General features: G+C 69.1%; 15 protein-coding genes and 2 pseudogenes. 3 read left to right on the top strand and 14 right to left on the bottom strand.

Translation table 11 applies throughout. From position 1 onward, the window contains the following. Positions 1 to 48 precede the first annotated feature (48 nt). Positions 49 to 447 carry a cupin domain-containing protein gene (locus OG562_RS01275; protein ID WP_266392483.1) on the top strand — a complete coding sequence of 133 codons (399 nt, stop codon included), beginning with the start codon at positions 49 to 51 and terminating at the stop codon, positions 445 to 447. Between the two features lie 206 nt (positions 448 to 653). Here OG562_RS01275 and OG562_RS45935 read toward each other — a convergent pair whose 3' ends face one another. From OG562_RS45935 to OG562_RS01265, 3 genes and pseudogenes are all read right to left on the bottom strand, one after another. Continuing rightward, entirely contained in the window at positions 654 to 935 is a 282-nt protein-coding gene (locus tag OG562_RS45935) for a hypothetical protein (protein WP_323187640.1), read from the bottom strand. Further along, a pseudogene (locus OG562_RS45930) lies at positions 930 to 1,244 on the bottom strand (TSUP family transporter); the annotation flags it as partial. The pseudogene OG562_RS45930 and the gene OG562_RS45935, both read right to left, overlap by 6 nt. 17 nt (positions 1,245 to 1,261) lie before the next feature. Further along, on the bottom strand, positions 1,262 to 1,552 hold the full coding sequence (locus OG562_RS01265) for a hypothetical protein (protein ID WP_266392480.1): 291 nt from the start codon (positions 1,550 to 1,552) through the stop codon (positions 1,262 to 1,264). Between OG562_RS01265 and OG562_RS45925 the strand changes: the two are divergent. Both OG562_RS45925 and OG562_RS01255 read left to right on the top strand, forming a co-directional pair. Continuing rightward, positions 1,523 to 1,651: pseudogene (locus OG562_RS45925) on the top strand (LysR family transcriptional regulator); the annotation flags it as partial. The gene OG562_RS01265 and the pseudogene OG562_RS45925 overlap by 30 nt on opposite strands. A 44-nt stretch (positions 1,652 to 1,695) precedes the next feature. After that, positions 1,696 to 2,517 (top strand): LysR substrate-binding domain-containing protein, encoded by an 822-nt coding sequence (locus tag OG562_RS01255; protein WP_266392472.1) that lies wholly within the window; start codon positions 1,696 to 1,698, stop codon positions 2,515 to 2,517. Here the strand turns inward: OG562_RS01255 and OG562_RS01250 are convergent. The 11 genes from OG562_RS01250 to OG562_RS01200 form a co-directional block, all read right to left on the bottom strand. Then, positions 2,460 to 4,106 (bottom strand): tannase/feruloyl esterase family alpha/beta hydrolase, encoded by a 1,647-nt coding sequence (locus OG562_RS01250; protein ID WP_266392469.1) that lies wholly within the window; start codon positions 4,104 to 4,106, stop codon positions 2,460 to 2,462. The two genes, OG562_RS01255 and OG562_RS01250, sit on opposite strands and share 58 nt — an antisense overlap. Positions 4,107 to 4,314: 208 nt before the next feature. Next, the gene (locus tag OG562_RS01245) at positions 4,315 to 5,337 is read right to left on the bottom strand and encodes a PHB depolymerase family esterase (protein ID WP_266392466.1); all 1,023 of its coding nucleotides are present in this window, start codon (positions 5,335 to 5,337) and stop codon (positions 4,315 to 4,317) included. 149 nt (positions 5,338 to 5,486) lie between these two features. Continuing rightward, complete coding sequence (locus OG562_RS01240; protein WP_266392463.1) at positions 5,487 to 6,638, bottom strand: serine hydrolase; 1,152 nt, start codon at positions 6,636 to 6,638, stop codon at positions 5,487 to 5,489. 251 nt (positions 6,639 to 6,889) lie between these two features. After that, positions 6,890 to 7,993 (bottom strand): Gfo/Idh/MocA family protein, encoded by a 1,104-nt coding sequence (locus OG562_RS01235; protein WP_266392460.1) that lies wholly within the window; start codon positions 7,991 to 7,993, stop codon positions 6,890 to 6,892. Then, the gene (locus OG562_RS01230; RefSeq protein ID WP_266392458.1) at positions 7,990 to 8,799 is read right to left on the bottom strand and encodes a sugar phosphate isomerase/epimerase; all 810 of its coding nucleotides are present in this window, start codon (positions 8,797 to 8,799) and stop codon (positions 7,990 to 7,992) included. The genes OG562_RS01235 and OG562_RS01230 overlap by 4 nt, the downstream gene beginning before the upstream one ends. Then, complete coding sequence (locus tag OG562_RS01225; RefSeq protein ID WP_266392456.1) at positions 8,796 to 11,321, bottom strand: alpha-L-rhamnosidase; 2,526 nt, start codon at positions 11,319 to 11,321, stop codon at positions 8,796 to 8,798. Before OG562_RS01225 ends, OG562_RS01230 begins: the two co-directional genes overlap by 4 nt. 198 nt (positions 11,322 to 11,519) lie before the next feature. After that, positions 11,520 to 13,076, bottom strand: a complete 1,557-nt coding sequence (locus tag OG562_RS01220) for an ABC transporter substrate-binding protein (protein ID WP_266392454.1) — start codon at positions 13,074 to 13,076, stop codon at positions 11,520 to 11,522. Positions 13,077 to 13,155: 79 nt separating this feature from the next. After that, a complete protein-coding gene (locus OG562_RS01215; RefSeq protein ID WP_266392451.1) occupies positions 13,156 to 14,001 on the bottom strand; it encodes an ATP-binding cassette domain-containing protein in 846 nt (281 codons plus the stop codon). After that, the gene (locus OG562_RS01210) at positions 13,998 to 16,058 is read right to left on the bottom strand and encodes a dipeptide/oligopeptide/nickel ABC transporter permease/ATP-binding protein (protein WP_266392448.1); all 2,061 of its coding nucleotides are present in this window, start codon (positions 16,056 to 16,058) and stop codon (positions 13,998 to 14,000) included. Before OG562_RS01210 ends, OG562_RS01215 begins: the two co-directional genes overlap by 4 nt. Then, positions 16,055 to 16,996, bottom strand: a complete 942-nt coding sequence (locus OG562_RS01205) for an ABC transporter permease (protein WP_266392445.1) — start codon at positions 16,994 to 16,996, stop codon at positions 16,055 to 16,057. Before OG562_RS01205 ends, OG562_RS01210 begins: the two co-directional genes overlap by 4 nt. A 426-nt stretch (positions 16,997 to 17,422) precedes the next feature. Further along, entirely contained in the window at positions 17,423 to 18,043 is a 621-nt protein-coding gene (locus OG562_RS01200; protein ID WP_266392442.1) for a TetR/AcrR family transcriptional regulator, read from the bottom strand. Positions 18,044 to 18,115: the final 72 nt, after the last annotated feature.

Below are 18,115 nucleotides of genomic sequence, written 5' to 3'. Positions count from 1 at the left end.
GAACACGGCTGATGTCTCCGTACGCACGCCATGGGGAAGGGACAGACGATGGCGCCGCAGAAATACCCCTCCAGCCCCCTCGTTCGCCGGGAGGAGGGATGGCCCAAAGGTCACGTCTTCGTGCCGCCGGGCGAGGGCCACCGACCGGGCGTCGCCCTCATCGAGTGGGAACTGCGTGGCGAGTCATGGACGGACGAGCATCCGCACGACGAGTTCAACTACGTCCTGGAAGGCCACCTGTTCGTCGCGTGCGACGGAGAGACCGTTGAGGCTGCCCCAGGCGACGTGGTCCGGGTCTCGGCCGGAAGCATCGGTCGCTACTGGGCACCGGAGTACGCCCGCATGATTGCCGTCTACGGCCCCAACCCGCAGGGGATGGAAAGCCGCGTCCACGCCTACACGCGGCTGGAGTCGTCGGCGGAGCGCTCCAGCGGATCGCCCTCGTAGCTCGGCCAGGCAAGCCCGGCCCACCGATCGTGGAGAAGGTGGGCCGGTTGCGTACGACCTGAGGGTCCGGGCGCAGATCGAGCAGCAGAGTCCGCATTTGTCGGGACGGTATACCGAGTGCTCGTCATCGCGCGTCGCTGCTCGTGCCTGCGAAGACACTCGGCTGCCACGCGAGGAGAGAGCGCATGCCGTCGGCGCGCCGCGTCTCACTGGCGCGGCCATGTGCCGTTGTGGCGTTCCGCGACGGTCCGCACGATCGCGGCGACGTCGGCACGGCTGGTGGGGGCGGGGTCGAAGTGGTTGTGCAGAGCGAAGCCCTCGACGAGGGCGTCCAGTGCGCGGGCGGTGAGCGGGTCGAAGTGCCGTGCCAGGGCGTCCCTGCTGGCCTGCAGCCAGTTGCTCATGACGGCGCGCAGCCGGGCGTCCCGGGCCGCGAAGGCGTACAGCTCATAAGTGAGGAGAAGATCCCGCTCGCTGCTCCCGGGCACCGCTGCCTGGAACGTCCGGGTCGGCAGCCTGAGCAGGAGCAGTGCTCCTGCACACCCGCCCAGGGCGGAGGCTGTGGCGAGGTGGGCCAGGCGGCGGGCCTGCCCGCGCAGTTCACGCCGGTAGCCCCAGACGCCGCCGAGCACTCCGGGCACGAGTCCGATGTTGTTCGACACATTGGCGAGGACGGGCGGATAGCCCAGAGCGAGCAGAGTGGGGAAGGTGATCAGGGTTCCGGAGCCGACCACCGCGTTGATCGCCCCGGCTGCCGCGCCGGCTGCGGTGATGGCCGTAGCCGCAAGGAAGTCCACTACTGCCTCTCCGTGTTTCACCGGCCACGGCCTGCGGGCCCCGCACACGGCTTGCCCGCGCCTGCCGTTTTTGGCCGACGCGGTGTGGACGTGCCGGCGCCCCCGGTCAGCGCGCACCGGGCGCTCTCGGGGTCCTGCCCCAGCAGAAGTTCCCTGACCATGGCGGCGGCCAGCGGCCGCTCGTTGCGGGTGGCCTCAGAGGTGGCCACGGACACGATGGCGTCGGGCACGGCCGACATGCCGCCGTCCCGCACCGTGCGGGCCCGGGCCAGGGCGGCCTGCCGCGCCTGCTCGCTCTGGGCGCGCACCGGCCCGACCTGGAGGTCGCACGCAGCGGCCGGTTCAGCAGGGCCGCCGAGTCCCTGCGTGTCAACCAGGTCACCGTCTCGCGGCGGATCGCCGCGCTGGAGCGTGCGGTCGGTGGCAAGCTGCTCGTCCGTGCGGCTTCCGGATGGGAACTCACCGACTCACCGACCTCGGCCGCCGTGCGCTGGCGGCAGCGGAGCAAGTCGACGGTGTGCTGCAGAAGTTGGAGTCCGGCTCCGAGGTCAGCGCGGAGATCGAGGACTTCGTCCGGCTCTCGGCGGCCGACGGCTTCACCACGTTCGTCGCCGCCCCCGCGGCGTCCCGTCTGCACCAGGACCACCCGGGAATCAGCGTGGAAATAGTCTCCGCGACCAGGCGCGCGGCGCAGCACCGCTCCGGCCTGGACATCGAGATCGTCGTCGGCGAGCCGCGCGTGCTGCGGGCCCGCGCGCTCCGGCTCGGCGGATACGTCCTCGGCCTGTACGCCAGCCCGGATTATCTGGCGCGCCATTGCAAGCCGACGGGATTCGACGATCTGGCACAGCACCGCCTGATCTACTTCATCTCGTCCATGCTGCAGGTCGACGACCTGGACGTGGGACGCCGCTATCTCCCCGAGATGCGCGACGCGGTGACGTCCACGAACGTCTTTGACCACATCGAGGCCACATGCGCGGGTGGCGGCATCGGGCTGCTGCCCACCTTCATGATCGCTCCGCACCGTGACTTCGTCAGGCTGCTGCCCGACGAGGTCACGGTCGAGATGGCCTACTGGCTCGTCGCCCGCGAGGACACGCTGCGACGCCCCGCGGTCTCCGCCATGGTGAAGCAACTCAGGCGGACGATGCAGGAGATGGGTGACGTGCTGTCACCGCCGCCCCGGGAGCGTGAAGTCTCCGGGATAGCCGCTCACGAGCGCACGCAGGTGAAGTTCTCGGCCCGGTCGGGGTCGCCAAGACCGTTGTAACGGGGCCATTTCGGGTACTCGCACAACGGCCGGGTACGCCCGGAGGCAGCCGGGTTGAGGTCGGAGACGACCGGCTCGCGCGGCGCGATTTCCTTCTCGCTCCACCGCTGTACGGCGCTCAGCGAGTCCCAGCTGGCCGTGAACGCGGCGGGGCCCCCATGGCCCATGCCAGGGATGGCGTACATCCGCAGGAACTTCGACGTGGCTCGTGCCCCCATCGTCGAGCGGACCCGCTGGTAGTAATCGGCAGTCGAGCGGTGACTGACGGTCGGATCCGCCGTCCCGTGCACGAGCAGGAGTTTTCCGCCGGCCTTGGCGAACTCGCTGAGGTCCGGATTGTTGATGTCCTGCAGTGCGGTCAGTTCGCTGATGCGCTTCTTCCACTTCCCCGGCGCGCGCGGGTCCAGTTTCAGTCCGTCGAAGTCGGGATCGCGCGTGATGAAGTACTTCGCCCACTGGTCCCAGAACAGGGCGGCGAAGGCGGCCGTGAAATCCAGGGGGTGGGCCGGAGCCCTGCTGCCGATCCCGAGCCCCGGAATGCTCAGATCCGCCCCCGACAGGAAGGGAGTGCCAGGATAGCCGCGTTCACCGCTGGCCGGCTTGTAGCCCCACTCGACGGGTGAGGACAGGTCCCGGACCGCCTTGATCTGCGGGTCGGACAGGCAGGTGGGGCCGCGGTCCTCGCCGCCGGTGCAGCGCAGGACCTTCGGATCGAAGTCGCATCCGGCCTCGTCGGAGATGACGCCGTCGCGTACTCCGTCGTCGCCGTCGCAGCTCTGCATGACCCGGTTGTAGATCAACTGCTGTTTCTCGCGGCTAGGGAAGGCGCCGGAACGCTGCAGTATCTGCGTCATGTGGCCGAACCACAGGTCGAGCGTGGCGGCGTTCCAGGCCGGAGCGCCGGAGATCACTCCGTCGAAGTCACGGGGCCAGCGCTGCGCCACGGCCAGAGCCTCGCGGCCGCCGCTGGATGCGCCCGCGAAGTAGGAGCGGCGGGGCTGGGTGCCGTAGCGCTCGGCGATGAGGAACATCGCAGCGTCGCGCGTTTTCTTGAGCGCGTCCGCGGCGAAGTTGCGCAGTGCCTCGTCGTTCATCGCGAAGGCGCCCGCGTGGTTCCAGTCGTTCGGGGCGAGCTGGTGGCCGGAGTCGCTGGCGAAGACGGCGAATCCGCGTGCGAGTGGAACACCCTCGTCGGCGTCACCGAAGGGGACGTTTTGGGAGAGTGAAGGAATGGCGCCGTCGTAACCTCCGCCACCGAACATCATCGCCTTACCATTCCACTCGGCCGGGAGCGCGACGCGCATCTCGATGTTCGGGGCTTCGGGGTCGACGGGGAACAGTTCCGCGTCGACCTGGCAGTACTCGCCGATGGCCCCGGAACCCGTTCCGGAGGCGGGGACGGTCCTCGTCTCGGTGACGCGGCCTCCCGATGTCGCGAGGCCCAGGACATCGGCGGGGATTGCCAGTTCGGCGAGCCGTTCGCACCTGGCGGGCGGCCCCGTCGTGGCCCCTGACGTCGCCGGGAGCGAGACCATCGTGAGCACCGCGATGACGGGTGCTGTCAGTGCACGCACAAGGGTGGATCTCATGATCTCTCCTCGAAATCAGGCAGGACGGTGCCGGCCCCAGCACCTGAGACCATCCAGCACACCTCCGAACGGCGGAACTGCGGCGGCCGCAACGCCAGGGAGCGAGCTCTGCGCTTGGAATGCGCCGACAGTGCACAGTTGCGCATGCGGGAACTGCACTTCTGTCGATGCGGCACGTGCGTCCCGAGCGCGCTGCGGCGCCGCAGGGTCACTTGCAGCAGGTGGTGTTGCCGCCGCTGAGCGTGAACTGCTCGAAGAAGCGCCACGAGGCCTCCGAAGCGCTGGGCCCCTTGGGGTCGTTGAAGGTGCCCGCGTACCCCGGGTCCGTGGTACCGCCGGGCCAGTAGTGCGACATGCCGGCCACGATCCAGCGCTCGGCGATCTGACAGCCGTCCCGGCCCCGTGCCACCTTGCTGGTCCACGCGTGGCCGTCGGGGACCTGACCGGTCCGGGACGAGGTCGGGTCGTCCCGGAAGGTGTCACCGTCCGTCCCCGGCTTCAGGAGATTGTTGACAGCGAGCCACTCGAGGTAGGCCTGTCGGGCGCACCCGCCGAGCACGGGCTGTTCGCCGAGCGGGTCACTGGTTCCGCCGATCGAGAAGATGGGCATCACGTGCGCCCGCGGCCCCATCTGCTCGACGGCCTGGGGTGCGTAGAGCGGGGCAGCGGCATCGGGCAGGACCATGCAGGAAAGGAAGTCCATGCCGTAGCCGCCTCCCGCCGACACGCCGGCCGCTGCGTACAGCTCGGGGTAGGCAGCGGCTGTCGCGCTGGTCTGGAAGGCACCCGAGGACATGCCCATGAGGTACACGCGGTCGGTGTCGGCCTTGTAGGCGGAACTCGTCTGCCGGGTGATCCCGGCGACGATGTCCGCGTCGCCGCCTCCGCCTCGGGTGGTGCTTGCCTTGTCGTTGCTGACCGCGCGCCAGCACTGCCCGCCGTTGTCGGGGTAGGCGACGAGGAAGCGCTCGCGGTCCGCGAGCGGGTTGAGCAGGTTGGCGTGCATCTGCTGTTCGGCTGTGGTACCGCAGCCATGCACCATCACATACACGGGGAGCCTTTCGGACGGCTTCCAGCCCTCGGGGACGTAGACCAGGTAGTTGTTGACGCCTGTGGACGCTTCGTAGGTGCGATGGTCGACGCGCCCCGCGCCGCCCGCGGTGTCCGAACGTTCGGCGGCGAGAACGGGAGGGGCGAAGACGAGCGCCAGGCAACTCGCCGCGACGCTCACGGCGAGCCTGGTGCGCAGCCGTATCCGGTCGACTCTGCGGCTGGCGGATTTCCGGGAAGACCTGCTTGCGCTGACACTGCGATGCAGAGCGGGGTGCATCACGTAATCACCTGTCCATGCGGAGGAAGGGGAGCGGTGGTGCGGAAGTGTCACGCCCACTGTGACACCAACGACTCGATCTCGATGTGCCGTTCGTAATCGGCCAGAACGTCACGGTTGAGCCCGCTGGTGAGCAGGCAGAACGAGAGGCCGGTCTCCGGGTCCGCCCAAGCGGACTGCCCGCCGGCCCCGCCGTGCCCGAAGCCCCGCGGGGATGTGCAGCCGCCGAACGGCAGCATCGGTATCGCGGCATCGCGCGACGCCACCCGCAGTACTGCGCCGTCGTCCGGCCCGGCGATGACCAGGCCGATGCTTCGGTTGGCGCTCGCGCCCACCCGGTCCGGGTCGGGGAAGGTGTTACGGACATGGCCCGTGGCGTCCGCCAACACGTCAGGCGGCCACAGCTCCGTCGAGTTCCATATGAGCTCTTGGTAGAAGAGCGCCACACTCGCCGCGTCCGAGAAGACCCCGCCGCCAGGCGCACCCACCGCGATGAGTTCCGGGTCGTTCGCGAGCGCCAGCACCACCGACTCGTTCGCTTCCAGGGCCGCTTCGTCGACGCGGTGTCCGGACAGCGCTTCGAGCGTTGCGATCGGATGCTTGCCGATTGCGGTGACCGGCTTGAGGTCGCCCTGCCGCTCCTTGGGCACGCCCAGTTCGAGACGCTCCAACTCCAGCGGGTCGAGCACGCGGGCGCGCAGCGCCTCCCGGTAGTCCAGTCCGGTCACCCGTTGGGCCACTTCCGCCAGCACCCAGTGCGCCGCGAGGGGGTGGTACTCATAGCGGCTGCCGGGCGGCCACTCCAATCGCCAGTCCGCCATACGTGCGGATCGCCCCTCGCGTGTGACGACGGTCCCCCGTTCGATGGCGGCGTTGGGGAACCCGCAAGTGTGCAGCAGCACTTGCTCGACAGTGACGACGTCCTTTCCGTGCGCGCCGAATTCGGGCCATACCTCGGCCACCCGGGTCTCCAGGCCGATCAGGTCCTCCCCGATCAACTGCCACACCAGGGAGGCCACGATCGGCTTGGTGGCCGAGAACAGGCAGAACCGGTCGGATTCCCGGGCGTCCCCGAACGACTCGAACGCCACGGTCTCGTTGTGCCGGGCCACGGCGAACTGCGCCGCAGGCCAGACGCCTTCGTCGACCGCGGCCTGGATACGTTCACGCATGGCGGCCAAGGGCTGGCTCGTCGAGCTCATCGTCGGTTGTCTCCTTGTGGGTCAGATGGGGCACGAAGTGAGGCATCAGCTCAGGTCAGCGAGCGCAGATCGCCTGGCCTCGCTGATCAGCGGCGGTGGTGAATGCCAGCGGCGCCGATCGAGGCCGTAGCCATGCGCCGCGTCAGGCAGGCCAGATGAGCGGGCGGTGCCGATCGCTGCTGCTACCTGGCCACCCGGCATGCGGCCCCGGCGTGGACGCCCAGGGTTCCTCGCGCAAGATCAGACGGAGGTTACAAAGTTGCCTCACCCGGCGACCAGGCCTCCGGAAGCGGACTGGAGGCCGGTGCCGAGCTGGCGACGTCGATGAACGAGCCCGTGTCGATCGACTCGGAGACGGACACCATCGTGTCCAGGACGTGGTGGGCCAACTGTCCGGTGGCGCGGTGCGGTTCACCGCCTCGCAGGGAGCGTGCCATGTCGAGCACGCCCAGGCCGCGACCGTCCGCCGGGCCGGTGGTCTCGACGGTGGTCCACTCGCTGTCGCCCGTACCCCAGATCTTCAGCTCGCCGTCGAAGGTGTTCGGGTCGGGCAGCGAGAGTGTCGCCTCGGTGCCGGTGATCTCGACGAAGCCGACCCGGATGTGCGGGGACTCGAAGCTGAAGGTGCTGCTCGCGGAGCCACCGGAGTCGAACTGGATCAGAGCGCTCACATGCGTGGGCACCTCGACCTCGAACTCCTCGCCCGCTCGCGGGCCCGAGCCGATGGTGCGGGTGGCCATGGCCATGGAGCCGACCGCCGAGACCCGGCGGACACTGCCGAAGGCCTGCACCAGTGCGGTGAGGTAGTACGGGCCCATGTCGAACAGCGGCCCCGCGCCACGCTGGAACAGGAATGCCGGGCTGGGGTGCCACGACTCCGGCCCCGGGGTCTGGAAGATGGTCTGGGCCGTGAGCGGGACCCCGATGCCGCCGCGCTCGATGATCCGGCGGGCCGTCTGCAGACCAGCTCCGAGGAAGGTGTCCGGCGCGCACCCGAGTCGCAGGCCGGCGTCGGCCGCCTCCTTCAGCAGCCGGAGCCCGCTCTCCCGGTCCAGCGAGAAGGGCTTCTCGCTCCACACGTGCTTACCCGCCCGCACCGCCGCGGTCGCGATCTCGACGTGGGCCGCCGGTGTCGTGAGGTTGACGATGATCTCCACGTCCGGGTGGTCCAGGGCGAGCTCAGGAGTGCCGTGCTCAGGGATGCCGTGGTCCCGTGCGCGGACCTTCGCGACTTCAGGGAGAAGATCGGTGACGGCGTGGACCTTCAGGTCCGGGAACGTCGTGAGGTTGTTCAGGTACTCCTTGCTGATCACGCCGGCGCCGATGACGGCAACCCCGACCGGCCCGCGGCTCATCGGGCACCGCCCTTGGTGCGGTCGGCGCCGGGGCCGGCCTCGAGGTAGCGCAGCGAGGAGGCGACGCCTTCGAAGATGTCACCGGCGTAGTCGTCGAACTCGACGATCCCCACCTCGAGGTGCTTCGCCGCTTCGATGATGCCCCACACGTCGATCTCGCCCTGTCCCGCGGGGAGTTGCGCGGCCGTGTCCTTCGTGGCCGGACCGTCCTTGATGTGGATGGCGATCACGCGCTCGCCGAGGCGTTCCAGGAGCCTGGCGGGGTCTTCGCCGCCCACGGCGGCCCAGTAGGTGTCGACCTCGAGGACGAGTTCGGGGTCGAGCAGGTCCGCCAGGACCTCCAGGGCGGTGGCACCCCTGATCTTTGAGGAGATCTCCCAGTCGTGGTTGTGGTACCCCACGCGAACTCCATAATCCGCGCCCTTCGCCGCTGCGGCGTTCAGGCGGGCCGCGGTGTCGCGGATCGCCTCGATGTCCTGCCAGCGCTGGGGCGGGACGAGGGGGTGGACCACGGTGCCGATGCCGAGGCGCCGAGCGGCGGAGAAGATCTCGTCCTGGTCGGGGGGAGTTTCGGCGGGGATGTCGGCGGCGATGTCCGCCGGAGCGTCGATGGGGATCAGGAGGGTGTGGCCCGTCGGAGCCGTGATGTCGTGCTCCGCGAAGGCTGCGGCGAGTTCCTCGGTGCGGGTCTCGAAGGCGCAGGGTTCGACCCGGCGGTAGCCGATCTCGGCGAGTTGTCGGATCGTCCCTTCGAAGTCCGTTTCCAGTGCGTTGCGGACCGAGTAGAGCTGCACGGAATACGTCATGGAAGCAGAGGCCTTTCGGAAGAGGTGTTGTTGCACTCGATGGCCGCCGTCAGTTCGCGGCGCATGTGGTCGGTCACTCCTGGGAGCTCGTTCAGGAGCACGGACAACGGCAGGGCCGTGGACCGGCGGAGCAGTTGCTCCACGTCCAGGTGGGGAGGCAGGTGATCCCGCAGGATGCCGGAAACCGACGCGAGGACCGCGTCGTGCGCGGCGAGGCGCTCCACCGGGCTGTCGAGAGTGAGCAGGTCGGGTGTCGTAGTGGGCGTGTACGTCCATGCGTGCCGGCCGGCACCCACGGCGTGCTCCGCCCGGTCCGGGTGCTCGGGCAGCGCCACCACCGCGGTGGTGCCGTACGGGATCGTGACACGGACGGTCATGGCGTCGTCCTCGTGTTCCCACTCGACACTCACTCGCCCGTGGACGGTGTCGTGCGCGGTCCGGGCATGGGTCAGGCCGCCGCCGGGTCGTGGCGCGATCCGCATCGTCCGGTAGCCCGGGCTTGTCGCCCGTACGCCTCCGATGACGGTGTGCATCCAGTTCGCGACGGAGCCGAGCGCGTAGTGGTTGAGGGACGTCATTCCGGACGGGTTCACCGTGCCGTCGGGCAGGATGGCGTCCCACCGCTCCCAGATGGTGGTCGCTCCGCGGACGACCGGATCGAGGAACGAGGGCGCCCGTGTCTGCAGCAGCAGGCGATAGGCGTCGTCCGGGTGCCCGGTCGCCGTCAGGGCGTGCACCACATGCGGCGTGCCTGCGAAGCCCGTGGAGATGCGGTAGCCGTCGCGCCGCACGATGTCGGCCAGACGCGCGCCGGCGTGGGGCAGTTGGCCCTCGTCGAGCAGGCCGAACCGAATGGCCAGGGCGTATGCCGTCGCACACTCGCCGGTGATACGGCCGCTGGAGCTCACGTACTCGGCCCGGAACCCCGCTCGGACCTGATCCGCGACTTCCGTGAAGTACGCGACGTCGTCCGCACGGTCCAACACGTCCGCAGCGCGCGCCATCTCACGTGCAGTCTGGTGGAAGAAGGCCGTCGCGACGAGATACCGGTCGGCCTTGGACTGGCCGGGGCGGTCCATCGGGGTGGAGGGGTCGAGCCAGTCCCCGAACTGAAACCCGGTATTCCACAAGCCTGTCGGGTCGAGCAGCGGCACCACACTGCGCGTGAACGTCGCCATCGAGTCGTAGCAGCGGCGCAGAATCTCCTCGTCGCCGTACTCCCAGTACAGATGCCAGGGCAGCCGCACCGCTACGTCGCTCCACAGGGCCGTCGGTGTGTCGTGGCCGGGCTGCACATCGGGTACGACGTACGGGACGAACCCGAGGTCCTTCTGCTCAAGTGCGAGGTCGCCGAGCCACGACATCAGCACCCCACGCACGTCGTACAGGTAGGTCGCCGTCGGGGCGAAGGCGTTGATGTCTCCCGTCCAGCCGAGTCGCTCGTCGCGCTGCGGACAGTCGGTGGGAATGCCGACGAAGTTGCCGCGCATCGACCAGACGACGTTCTCGTGCAGCCGGTTCAGCAGGTCGTTCGACGTCTCGAACCATCCCGTACGGGTCATGTCGCTGTGCACGACCACGGCTCGCACGTCTTCCGGTTGCAGGTCGCCGGGGAGTCCGTCGATCTCGGCGTATCGGAAGCCGTGGTAGGTGAACCGTGGCTCGAACTCCTCGGGTCTGTCGCCGGCCAGGACGTACCGGTCGGTGGCCTCGGCCGTGCGCAGGGTCGTGTAGTCCGGCACGCCGTCGACGAGCACCTCGGCGTGCCGGACGGAGACCGAAGTTCCGCGGGGCCCGTCCAGGCGCAGCCGCACCCAGCCAGGGAGGTTCTGGCCGAAGTCCACGACGGTGGTTCCGGCCGGGGACTTCCAGATCCTTAGCGGCGGCAGCTCCTCGACGCGTCGGATCGGCTCCGCGGTGGCCTCGGCCAGGGTGGCCATGTCCCAGTCGACCGGTTCGGACTCGTGCCAGGTGCGGTCGTCGAATCCGGGCTCGGTCCACCCCGCTGGTTCGAGCGTTGCGTCGATGGTGACCCCGTCGTAGAGGGAGTTGGCGCGTACGGAGCCCTGCCCGCACCGGAACCTCTCGCCAGAGGCGACGTACTCCGTCCGGTCCGGGTAGCGCAGTTCGATCAGGGAGAGCAGAGCGGGGCGGTCGGCGTAGATCCGGGGGCGCGTGATCTCCTCGAAGCCGAGGCGGCCGACGGCCCAGCCGTCGCCGACGATGGCGCCGAACGCGTTCGTGCCGGTGCGTACCGTGGCGGTGAGGTCGTGGCTGCGGACGAGGAGGCGGTGCCGGTAGGACGTCCAGCCCGGCGCCAGGACCTCGTCGCCGACCGGGGATCCGTTCAGATGGGTCTCGGCGGTGCCGAGGGCGGTGATGTGGAGAGTTGCGCTCAGGAGGTCCGGGCAAGCTTCGAACTCGGTCCGGAAGTACACCGCCGGATCGCCTGGCTCGCCCACGCGTCGTTCGGGCGAGCCGACGAACACCGCGCCGGCGGCTTCGAACTGTGCTGAGAGCATGGTGTCCATTTCTCGTTCGGAGACAGTTGGCCGCGTGCGGCTCGAACGGTGTCGTGGGCCGGTCGGACACGCGTACGGTCACGTGGCAGAGATCTCGGGCCACCGGCCCGAGCCCCGTCGTGCCAGGCCGATGTCACCCGGCGGGGTGGTGCACCGCTGGGTCCACGCCGAGCGCGACTGCCGTCGGAAGTGCCGCTGTCATGCGGGGGAGAGTTCGGTGAGGTCGAGGAGCGGACGCTGCAGGTCGACCTTCACACCCTTCACCTTGGGTGATGTGTAGTAGAAGACCGAGAAGCTGGTCACTGGCACGAGCCAGGCCTGGTCGATGGCCCGCCGCGTGGCCTGGTCGTAGAGCGAGCGCTGCTCAGCACCCATCGCCGTGTCGCCCTGCTTGACCAGTGACGCCACCTTCGGGTCGTCCCCGCCGTACATCAGGCCAGGGGTCGGAAGGTAGAACTGCTTCGCGTAAAGGAAGAGCGGGATGTAGCCGTACCCGTAGGACACCATGGGATGCTCCCCGCTCAGATACTCCCGTGAATACTTGGAGCCGTCGCTGGCGTTGACCGCGCGCACCTTCACGCCGATCTTGGCCCAGTCCGAGATCACGGCTTGTGCGACGTCACTGGTGGGTGGGTTCACGGTCAGGCTGAGCATGGTGGCGCTGAAGCCGTTCGGGTAACCCGCCTTCGCGAGCAGCGACTTCGCCTTGTCGGGGTCGTAGGCGTAGCGGTCGGCTTCCGACTCGAGGTAGTCGGGCGTGCCCGGTGTCCCTACCTGGTTGACCGGCTTGCCGGTGCCGTGCAACAGGCCCTCGGCGATGGCCTTGCGGTCGATGGCGTAGTTCAGCGCCTGCCGTACGAGCTTGCTGCGCAGGGGCTTTGCCCCGGCACCCTTCGCACGGCCGGTCAGTTGGATTCCGGTCTCCGCGACCAGGGTGGAGTACGTCTTGAGGTTGGCGCTCTTGGCGCTGTCCAGCGTGTTGATATCGCCCTGCGCCAGGTCGGCGGCGCCGGTCTTCAGCAGGGAGAGCGCCGCGTTGGTCGAGCTGACGACCTTGATGACGATCTTGTCGTAGCGGATCGCGGACTTGTTGTAGTAGTTCCGGTTGGGCGTGTAGGTGTAGTGGTCGCCGGAGACGGTGGCCTTCTCGTCGAGCACGTACGGCCCTGCGCCGAACGTCTCGTGTCCCAGTGCCTTCTTGTTGGCGAGTCCCTTCGCGCTGATGACCGAGCTGAGGTGTGTGGTCGATGACAGGTTGTACGGCATTTCCGGGTTGGGCCGGGCGAGCTTGAGGGTGACGGTGCGCTCGCCCGTCGCCTCGACGGTCACCTTCCCGAGCGACGGCGCCTGCGGGCTGTTCGGATCGGCGAAGGTGTACTTCAGCGAATTGACCACCGCGGCCGTCGTGACCGGTGTGCCGTCCGCGAACTTCACACCGGGGCGCAGGGTGAGTTGGAACTCACGGTTGCCCTTGCCCACGTACTTCCACGAAGTGGCAAGGCCGGGCTCGTACTTGCTGTTCCGGCCACGGTGGATGAGTGAGTCGTACGCCAGCGGGGTGTACCAGTTCTCCCCTACGGTGATGCCCGCGCGCGCCGGGTTGAAGGTGCTGGGCGGCATGAGCGAGACGACGTTGAGCGTGCCTCCGGACTTGCCCGTGGACGAGTCGGCCGTGCCGCTGCAGGCCGTCGCGGTCAGTGCGGCGCACAGGGCACCGGCCAGCAATGTCGTGGTGCGGGTGAATCCTCTGTTCATGGAACTTCCTCCATGGAGTGCCGCGCGCCCGGAGCGGGTGTCGGTGCCGGCGGCCCGGTTCGCGCCGGCGGGGGTGTTATCAGGAGTCCTGTGCGACGGTGAGCCGCTGGGAGGGTGCTCGCTCGGGATCCGGGTCGGGCACCGCGGCGAGCAGCTGCCTGGTGTACGGGTCGGTGGGCGCGTTGTAGACGCGCTCCGCCGGGCCGGTCTCGACGATGCGGCCCTGGTGCATCACCGCCATGCGGTGGGACAGGAAGCGCACCACCGCGAGGTCGTGCGCGATGAAGAGATAACTGAGGCCCATCGACTCCTGCAGTTCGGCGAGGAGATTGAGGATCTGGGCCTGCACGGAGAGGTCGAGCGCGCTGACCGGCTCGTCGCAGATGACGAGCGACGGATTGATGATCAGGGCGCGGGCGATGGCGATGCGTTGCCGTTGTCCGCCCGAGAAGTGCGCCGGATAGCGGTCCGCGGCGTCGGGCGGCAGGCCGACCCGGACGAGGATGTCCCGCACGCGCGCGGCGATGTCCCGCCGCGACAGCGAGGACGACTTCAGCAGGAGCGGCTCGGCGATGGACGTGCCCACCCGCCGCGTGGGGTTGAGCGAGCTGTAGGGATCCTGGAAGACCGCCTGGATCTCCGAACTGAGGGCCCGGCGCTCGCGCCGGCCAGCTCCGGTGATGTCGCGCCCCCGGAACCGGATGTGCCCATCGGTCGGGGGCCGGAAGCCCAGGACGATGTTGGCGAGGGAGCTCTTGCCCGAGCCCGATTCGCCGACCAGGCCGAGGGTTTCTCCCTCGGCGATGTCGATGTCGACTCCGTGGAGAACGCGGGCGGGGTTGCGGCGAAACCCCTGCGGATAGTCGAGGACGATTCCGTGTGCGCTCAGCAGGGGCTGAGTGGGCGTCGTGTCGGTCCGGCTCACGAGGCATCCTCCATGTCGAGTTCCCGCACGCGGTCGATGTGGATGCAGCGGCTGTGGTGCTCGGCCGCGACCGCGGCCAGGGGAATCGGGCCCTGCGCGCAGTCGGCAGCGGCGAGTGGGCAGCGGTCCTGGAAGTGGCAGCTGATGGGCCAGGCGGCCGGAGGCGGCACGGTGCCCGGGATCGTGGGCAGCCTCGCCCGGTGTGTGGTGGTGCTGCCGTCGGCCGAGGTGCGGTCGAGTGCGCGGTGCGGGTTGGCCGCGAGGAGGCCGGCCGTGTACGGATGCGCAGGCAAGTGGTACAGGGCGCCGACTGGCCCCTGCTCGACGACCTGCCCGGCGTACATGACGACCGCACGCGCGCACAGCTGCGCAGCGACGCCCCAGTCGTGGGTGATCAGGACGATGGCGAGTCCGCGCTCCGCCTGCAAGCGCCGGAGCAGTGCGAGGATCTCGGCCTGGACGCGGGCGTCGAGCGCGGTCGTCGGTTCGTCCGCGACCAGCAGGTCGGGGTCACCGGCCAGGGCCAGCGCGATGGCGACCCGCTGGGCCATGCCTCCGGAGATCTGGTGCGGGTACCTGCGTGAAACGGCGCCCGGGTCCGGGATGTTGACCAGGTCGAGGAGTTCGACGGCCCGCGCCCGCGCGGCGCGCCGGTCCAGACCGTGGTGCCGGCGCACGGCCTCGGCGAGCAGATCGCCGACGCGGCACGTGGGGTCGAGCGCCATCATGGGTTCCTGGGACACGTAGCCGATGCGGGTTCCGCGCAGTGCGTGACGGTCCCGATCGGACAGCGACAGGAGTTCGGCTCCGTCGAACCGGCAGGAACGGGCACGGACTTCGGCGCCGGCGGGCAGCAGACCGAGTACGGCTGAGACCGTGACCGACTTGCCGCAGCCCGACTCGCCGACGATGCCGAGGATTTCGCCCCGGTCCACGTGGAAACCGACGCCTTGGACAACGGCGCTGCGCTTGCCGCCCGTGCCGAAGGCGACCGTGAGCCCGTGCACCGCCAGCAGGGTGCTCGACGCCGCCTGCTCCGTCGCCCCACCGGGTTCGGTGGACTCGTCCTCGTCTTCCTCCCATACGGGCGGTTCACCGCTGCCCGCGCCACCGTGCCGTGCCGGTGCGGTGCTCCACCGTTGCACCATCACATCGCGCACGGCGTCGCCGAGCAACGCGAGGGCGAGCATGGTCAGACCGATGACGCCGCCCGACGGCACCAGCATCCAGTTGGATCGGTCGAGAACCTGGCTTGCCTGGGTGATCAGACCGCCCCAGGACGGATCCGGTTCCTGCACGCCGAGCCCGAGGAAGGACAGACCCGCCTGCACGCCGACCGCGGCCGCGGCCATCAGGGACGCCTGCACGAGGATCGTCGTCGCGAGGCGCGGCACGATGTGCCGGAGCAGGATCTGACCGTCACTGAGGCCGGACACGCGGGCCGCCGCGATGTACTGCTCCGTGCGGACCTGTTGCGTCTCCGCGCGGATGACCCGGGCGAGCCCCGACGCACCGAGCACGCCGAGCACGATCATCGCGAGGTGCTGGTTTCCGGGGAACACGGCGAGGACGAGCAGGAGGATCAGAATGGACGGGAGCGCGACCGCGAGCTCGATCCAGCGCAGCACCGCCCAGTCCACCCAGCGGCCGAAGTAGCCGGCCAGCACGCCCATGGCGGTGCCGGTGACGACGAAGACGAGCGTCACCTCCACGATTCCCAGCAACACCCCCTGACCACCGAACAGGACGCGGCTGAGGATGTCCCGGCCCAACTGGTCGGTACCCAGCCAGTGTTGCCCGCTGGGCCCGGCCAGGACGTGGGTCAGGTCGGTGCTCGTGGGCCCGTACGGAGCGAGCGCGTCCGCACCCACGCTCATCACGCCGACCGTCACCAGCCACAGGAGCGAGAGGACCGCCAGCGGCCTGCGGACCAACGCCCGTAGAGCCGACCCGCGCCGCGGCTGCCGCTGGGTCACTGACGGCTGCTCCGCCGGGTCGTCCCTCAGGCCCATGTCGCCCGGCGTGGGGTCCACCGCCGTCTGCTCGATGCCGGTCACCGGACACGCACCCGGGGGTCGATCGCGCCGTAACAGAGATCGACGAGGAGGTTCGCCGCGACGACGAGCAGAGTGAAGTACACGACCGCTCCCTGAATCACAGGCAAGTCCCGGGAGGCCGTTGCCTGTTGGACGATGGAACCGAGGCCGGGCATCGCGAAGACCTGTTCGACGAAGATCGTGCCGCCGATCAGCCCGACGAACACGACGCCGATGACGCTCATGATTGGCACACCCGCGTTGCGGAGCGCGTGCCGGAAGAGAATCGACCGGTGCGCGAGGCCGTTGGCCCGCAGCGTCTTGATGAAGTCCTGGCTCAGGACCTGCCCGAGAGAGTCGCGGGTCTGCTTGGCGATGATCGTGGCTCCCCCGATCGCCAGGGAGGTCACCGGCAGAACCAGGGACTGCGCCCACTGCCCCGGTGAATCCGCGAAGCTGACGTAGCCGGCGACTGGAAGGAGCCGGAGCGTGACCGAGAAGAACGAGGTGAGGACCACCGCCAGCCAGAAGTTGGGGATGGCCATGCCGCCCACCGACAGGACGTCGACGATGCTGCGGGTGGCACCGCCGCGCACCGCCGAGGTGATGCCCAGCGCCAGACCGAGTACGGCACTCGCCAGCGTGCCCAGGATCAGCAGCGAGAACGTGACCTCGAGGTGCTCGTTGAGCTGGGAGGTGATGCCCTCACCGGAGAGGGTCGAAGTTCCGAGATCACCACGCACCGCATACGCCAGCCAGCTCCCGTACTGCTCGAACATCGGCTTGTCCAGGCCGAGGCTCTCACGGAGGGCGACAATCTGGTCCGACGTGGCTTGCGGACCGAGCATCATCTGCGCGGCGTCGCCGGGGACCACACTGGTGAGCACGAACGACAGGGCTGTGGCGACGAAGACGACAGGCAGTGACCACAGCAGGCGGTTTCCGAGGAGTTTCAGCACGGCAGGTCCTGCACGGACGGGTTCCCTGCGGGCGCGGAGCGAGCAGCGCCCGACAGGGAGGCGATGAGTGGCGGCATGGCGGTAGGCAAGTTGCGCACGGCGCTCTCCGGAGGTGGGTCGGATCGGATGTCGACGGCGGTCGATGTTCCAGACCGGTTTCGGACCGCTGAATTTCCAGTGACACTTGAAGTTCGGGCTCAAGGTAGGGCTGGGTTCAGCGCGCCGTCAATATCGAGCGCACACTGAAATTCAGGCGGCGGGCGGCTGGTGGGTAGCGGCATGGCCGCCCGGGCGAACTGCCGGCGGATGCCGTATCTGAAACGCCGGGCTCACCGGGGGTGGCGGTGGAATCTGAACTACCGGGCGCACCGGCTACCGAAGTTGAACTGCCCGTGAGCGAACCGGCGGCTGCCGAGCCCCCACCGACTACGGCGTGACCGTACGCGCGCTGCCCCGGTGCCCGCTGGGGGAGCGCAGCAGGACGGCGTCGATGACGGCGCCGAGTTGGGTGCCGATGTCGAAGGACGGGTCGACCAGCCAGTGGCTCTGCAATCCGTCCCAGGCCGCGATGATCAAGGCTGCGGCTTGTTCCGGATCGACTGCGGGGCTGACCTCTCCGGTCTCCTGGAGCAGCGAGATGTCGCGGGCCAGCTGTGCGCAAGAGATGCGCCAGCGTTCCTTGAAGTAGTCGTGCGCGGGGTGTTCGGGGTTACTGGCCTCGCCGAGCAGGGATGCGTAGAGGTGGACGATGTTGGTGCGGCGTACGCCGTCCACGGCGAGCGCGGGTGCCGCCGCTACGGACTCGCCCGGGCCCAGCAGGCCCATCTCCTGCTCGTCGAACAAGGCCAGAGCCGCGACGAGGAGAGCTTCCTTGGAGGGGAAGTGGTAGAGGAGGCCCGCTTCGCTGATGCCTGCTCGCTTCGCCGCCCCGAGCGTGGTCACACTGCGGTGGCCGTGCTCGACCACCAGTGCCAACGTGGCCTGGGCGATGGTTGCGCGGCGTTCGCGCGTCCGTGCATACGGACCGCGCCGACGGGGCTCTGGCATGCCAGCACCGTATCCGACTCCGCATGCGGGCCCGTCCGCCTCGCGGCGACGTGACCGGCGGAGCATCGATGA

It is taken from the genome of Streptomyces sp. NBC_01275 (genome assembly GCF_026340655.1).
Taxonomy (GTDB): domain Bacteria; phylum Actinomycetota; class Actinomycetes; order Streptomycetales; family Streptomycetaceae; genus Streptomyces.
The sequence above is the reverse complement of the archived record's forward strand: the minus strand, read 5'-3'. Positions and strand labels throughout refer to the sequence as shown.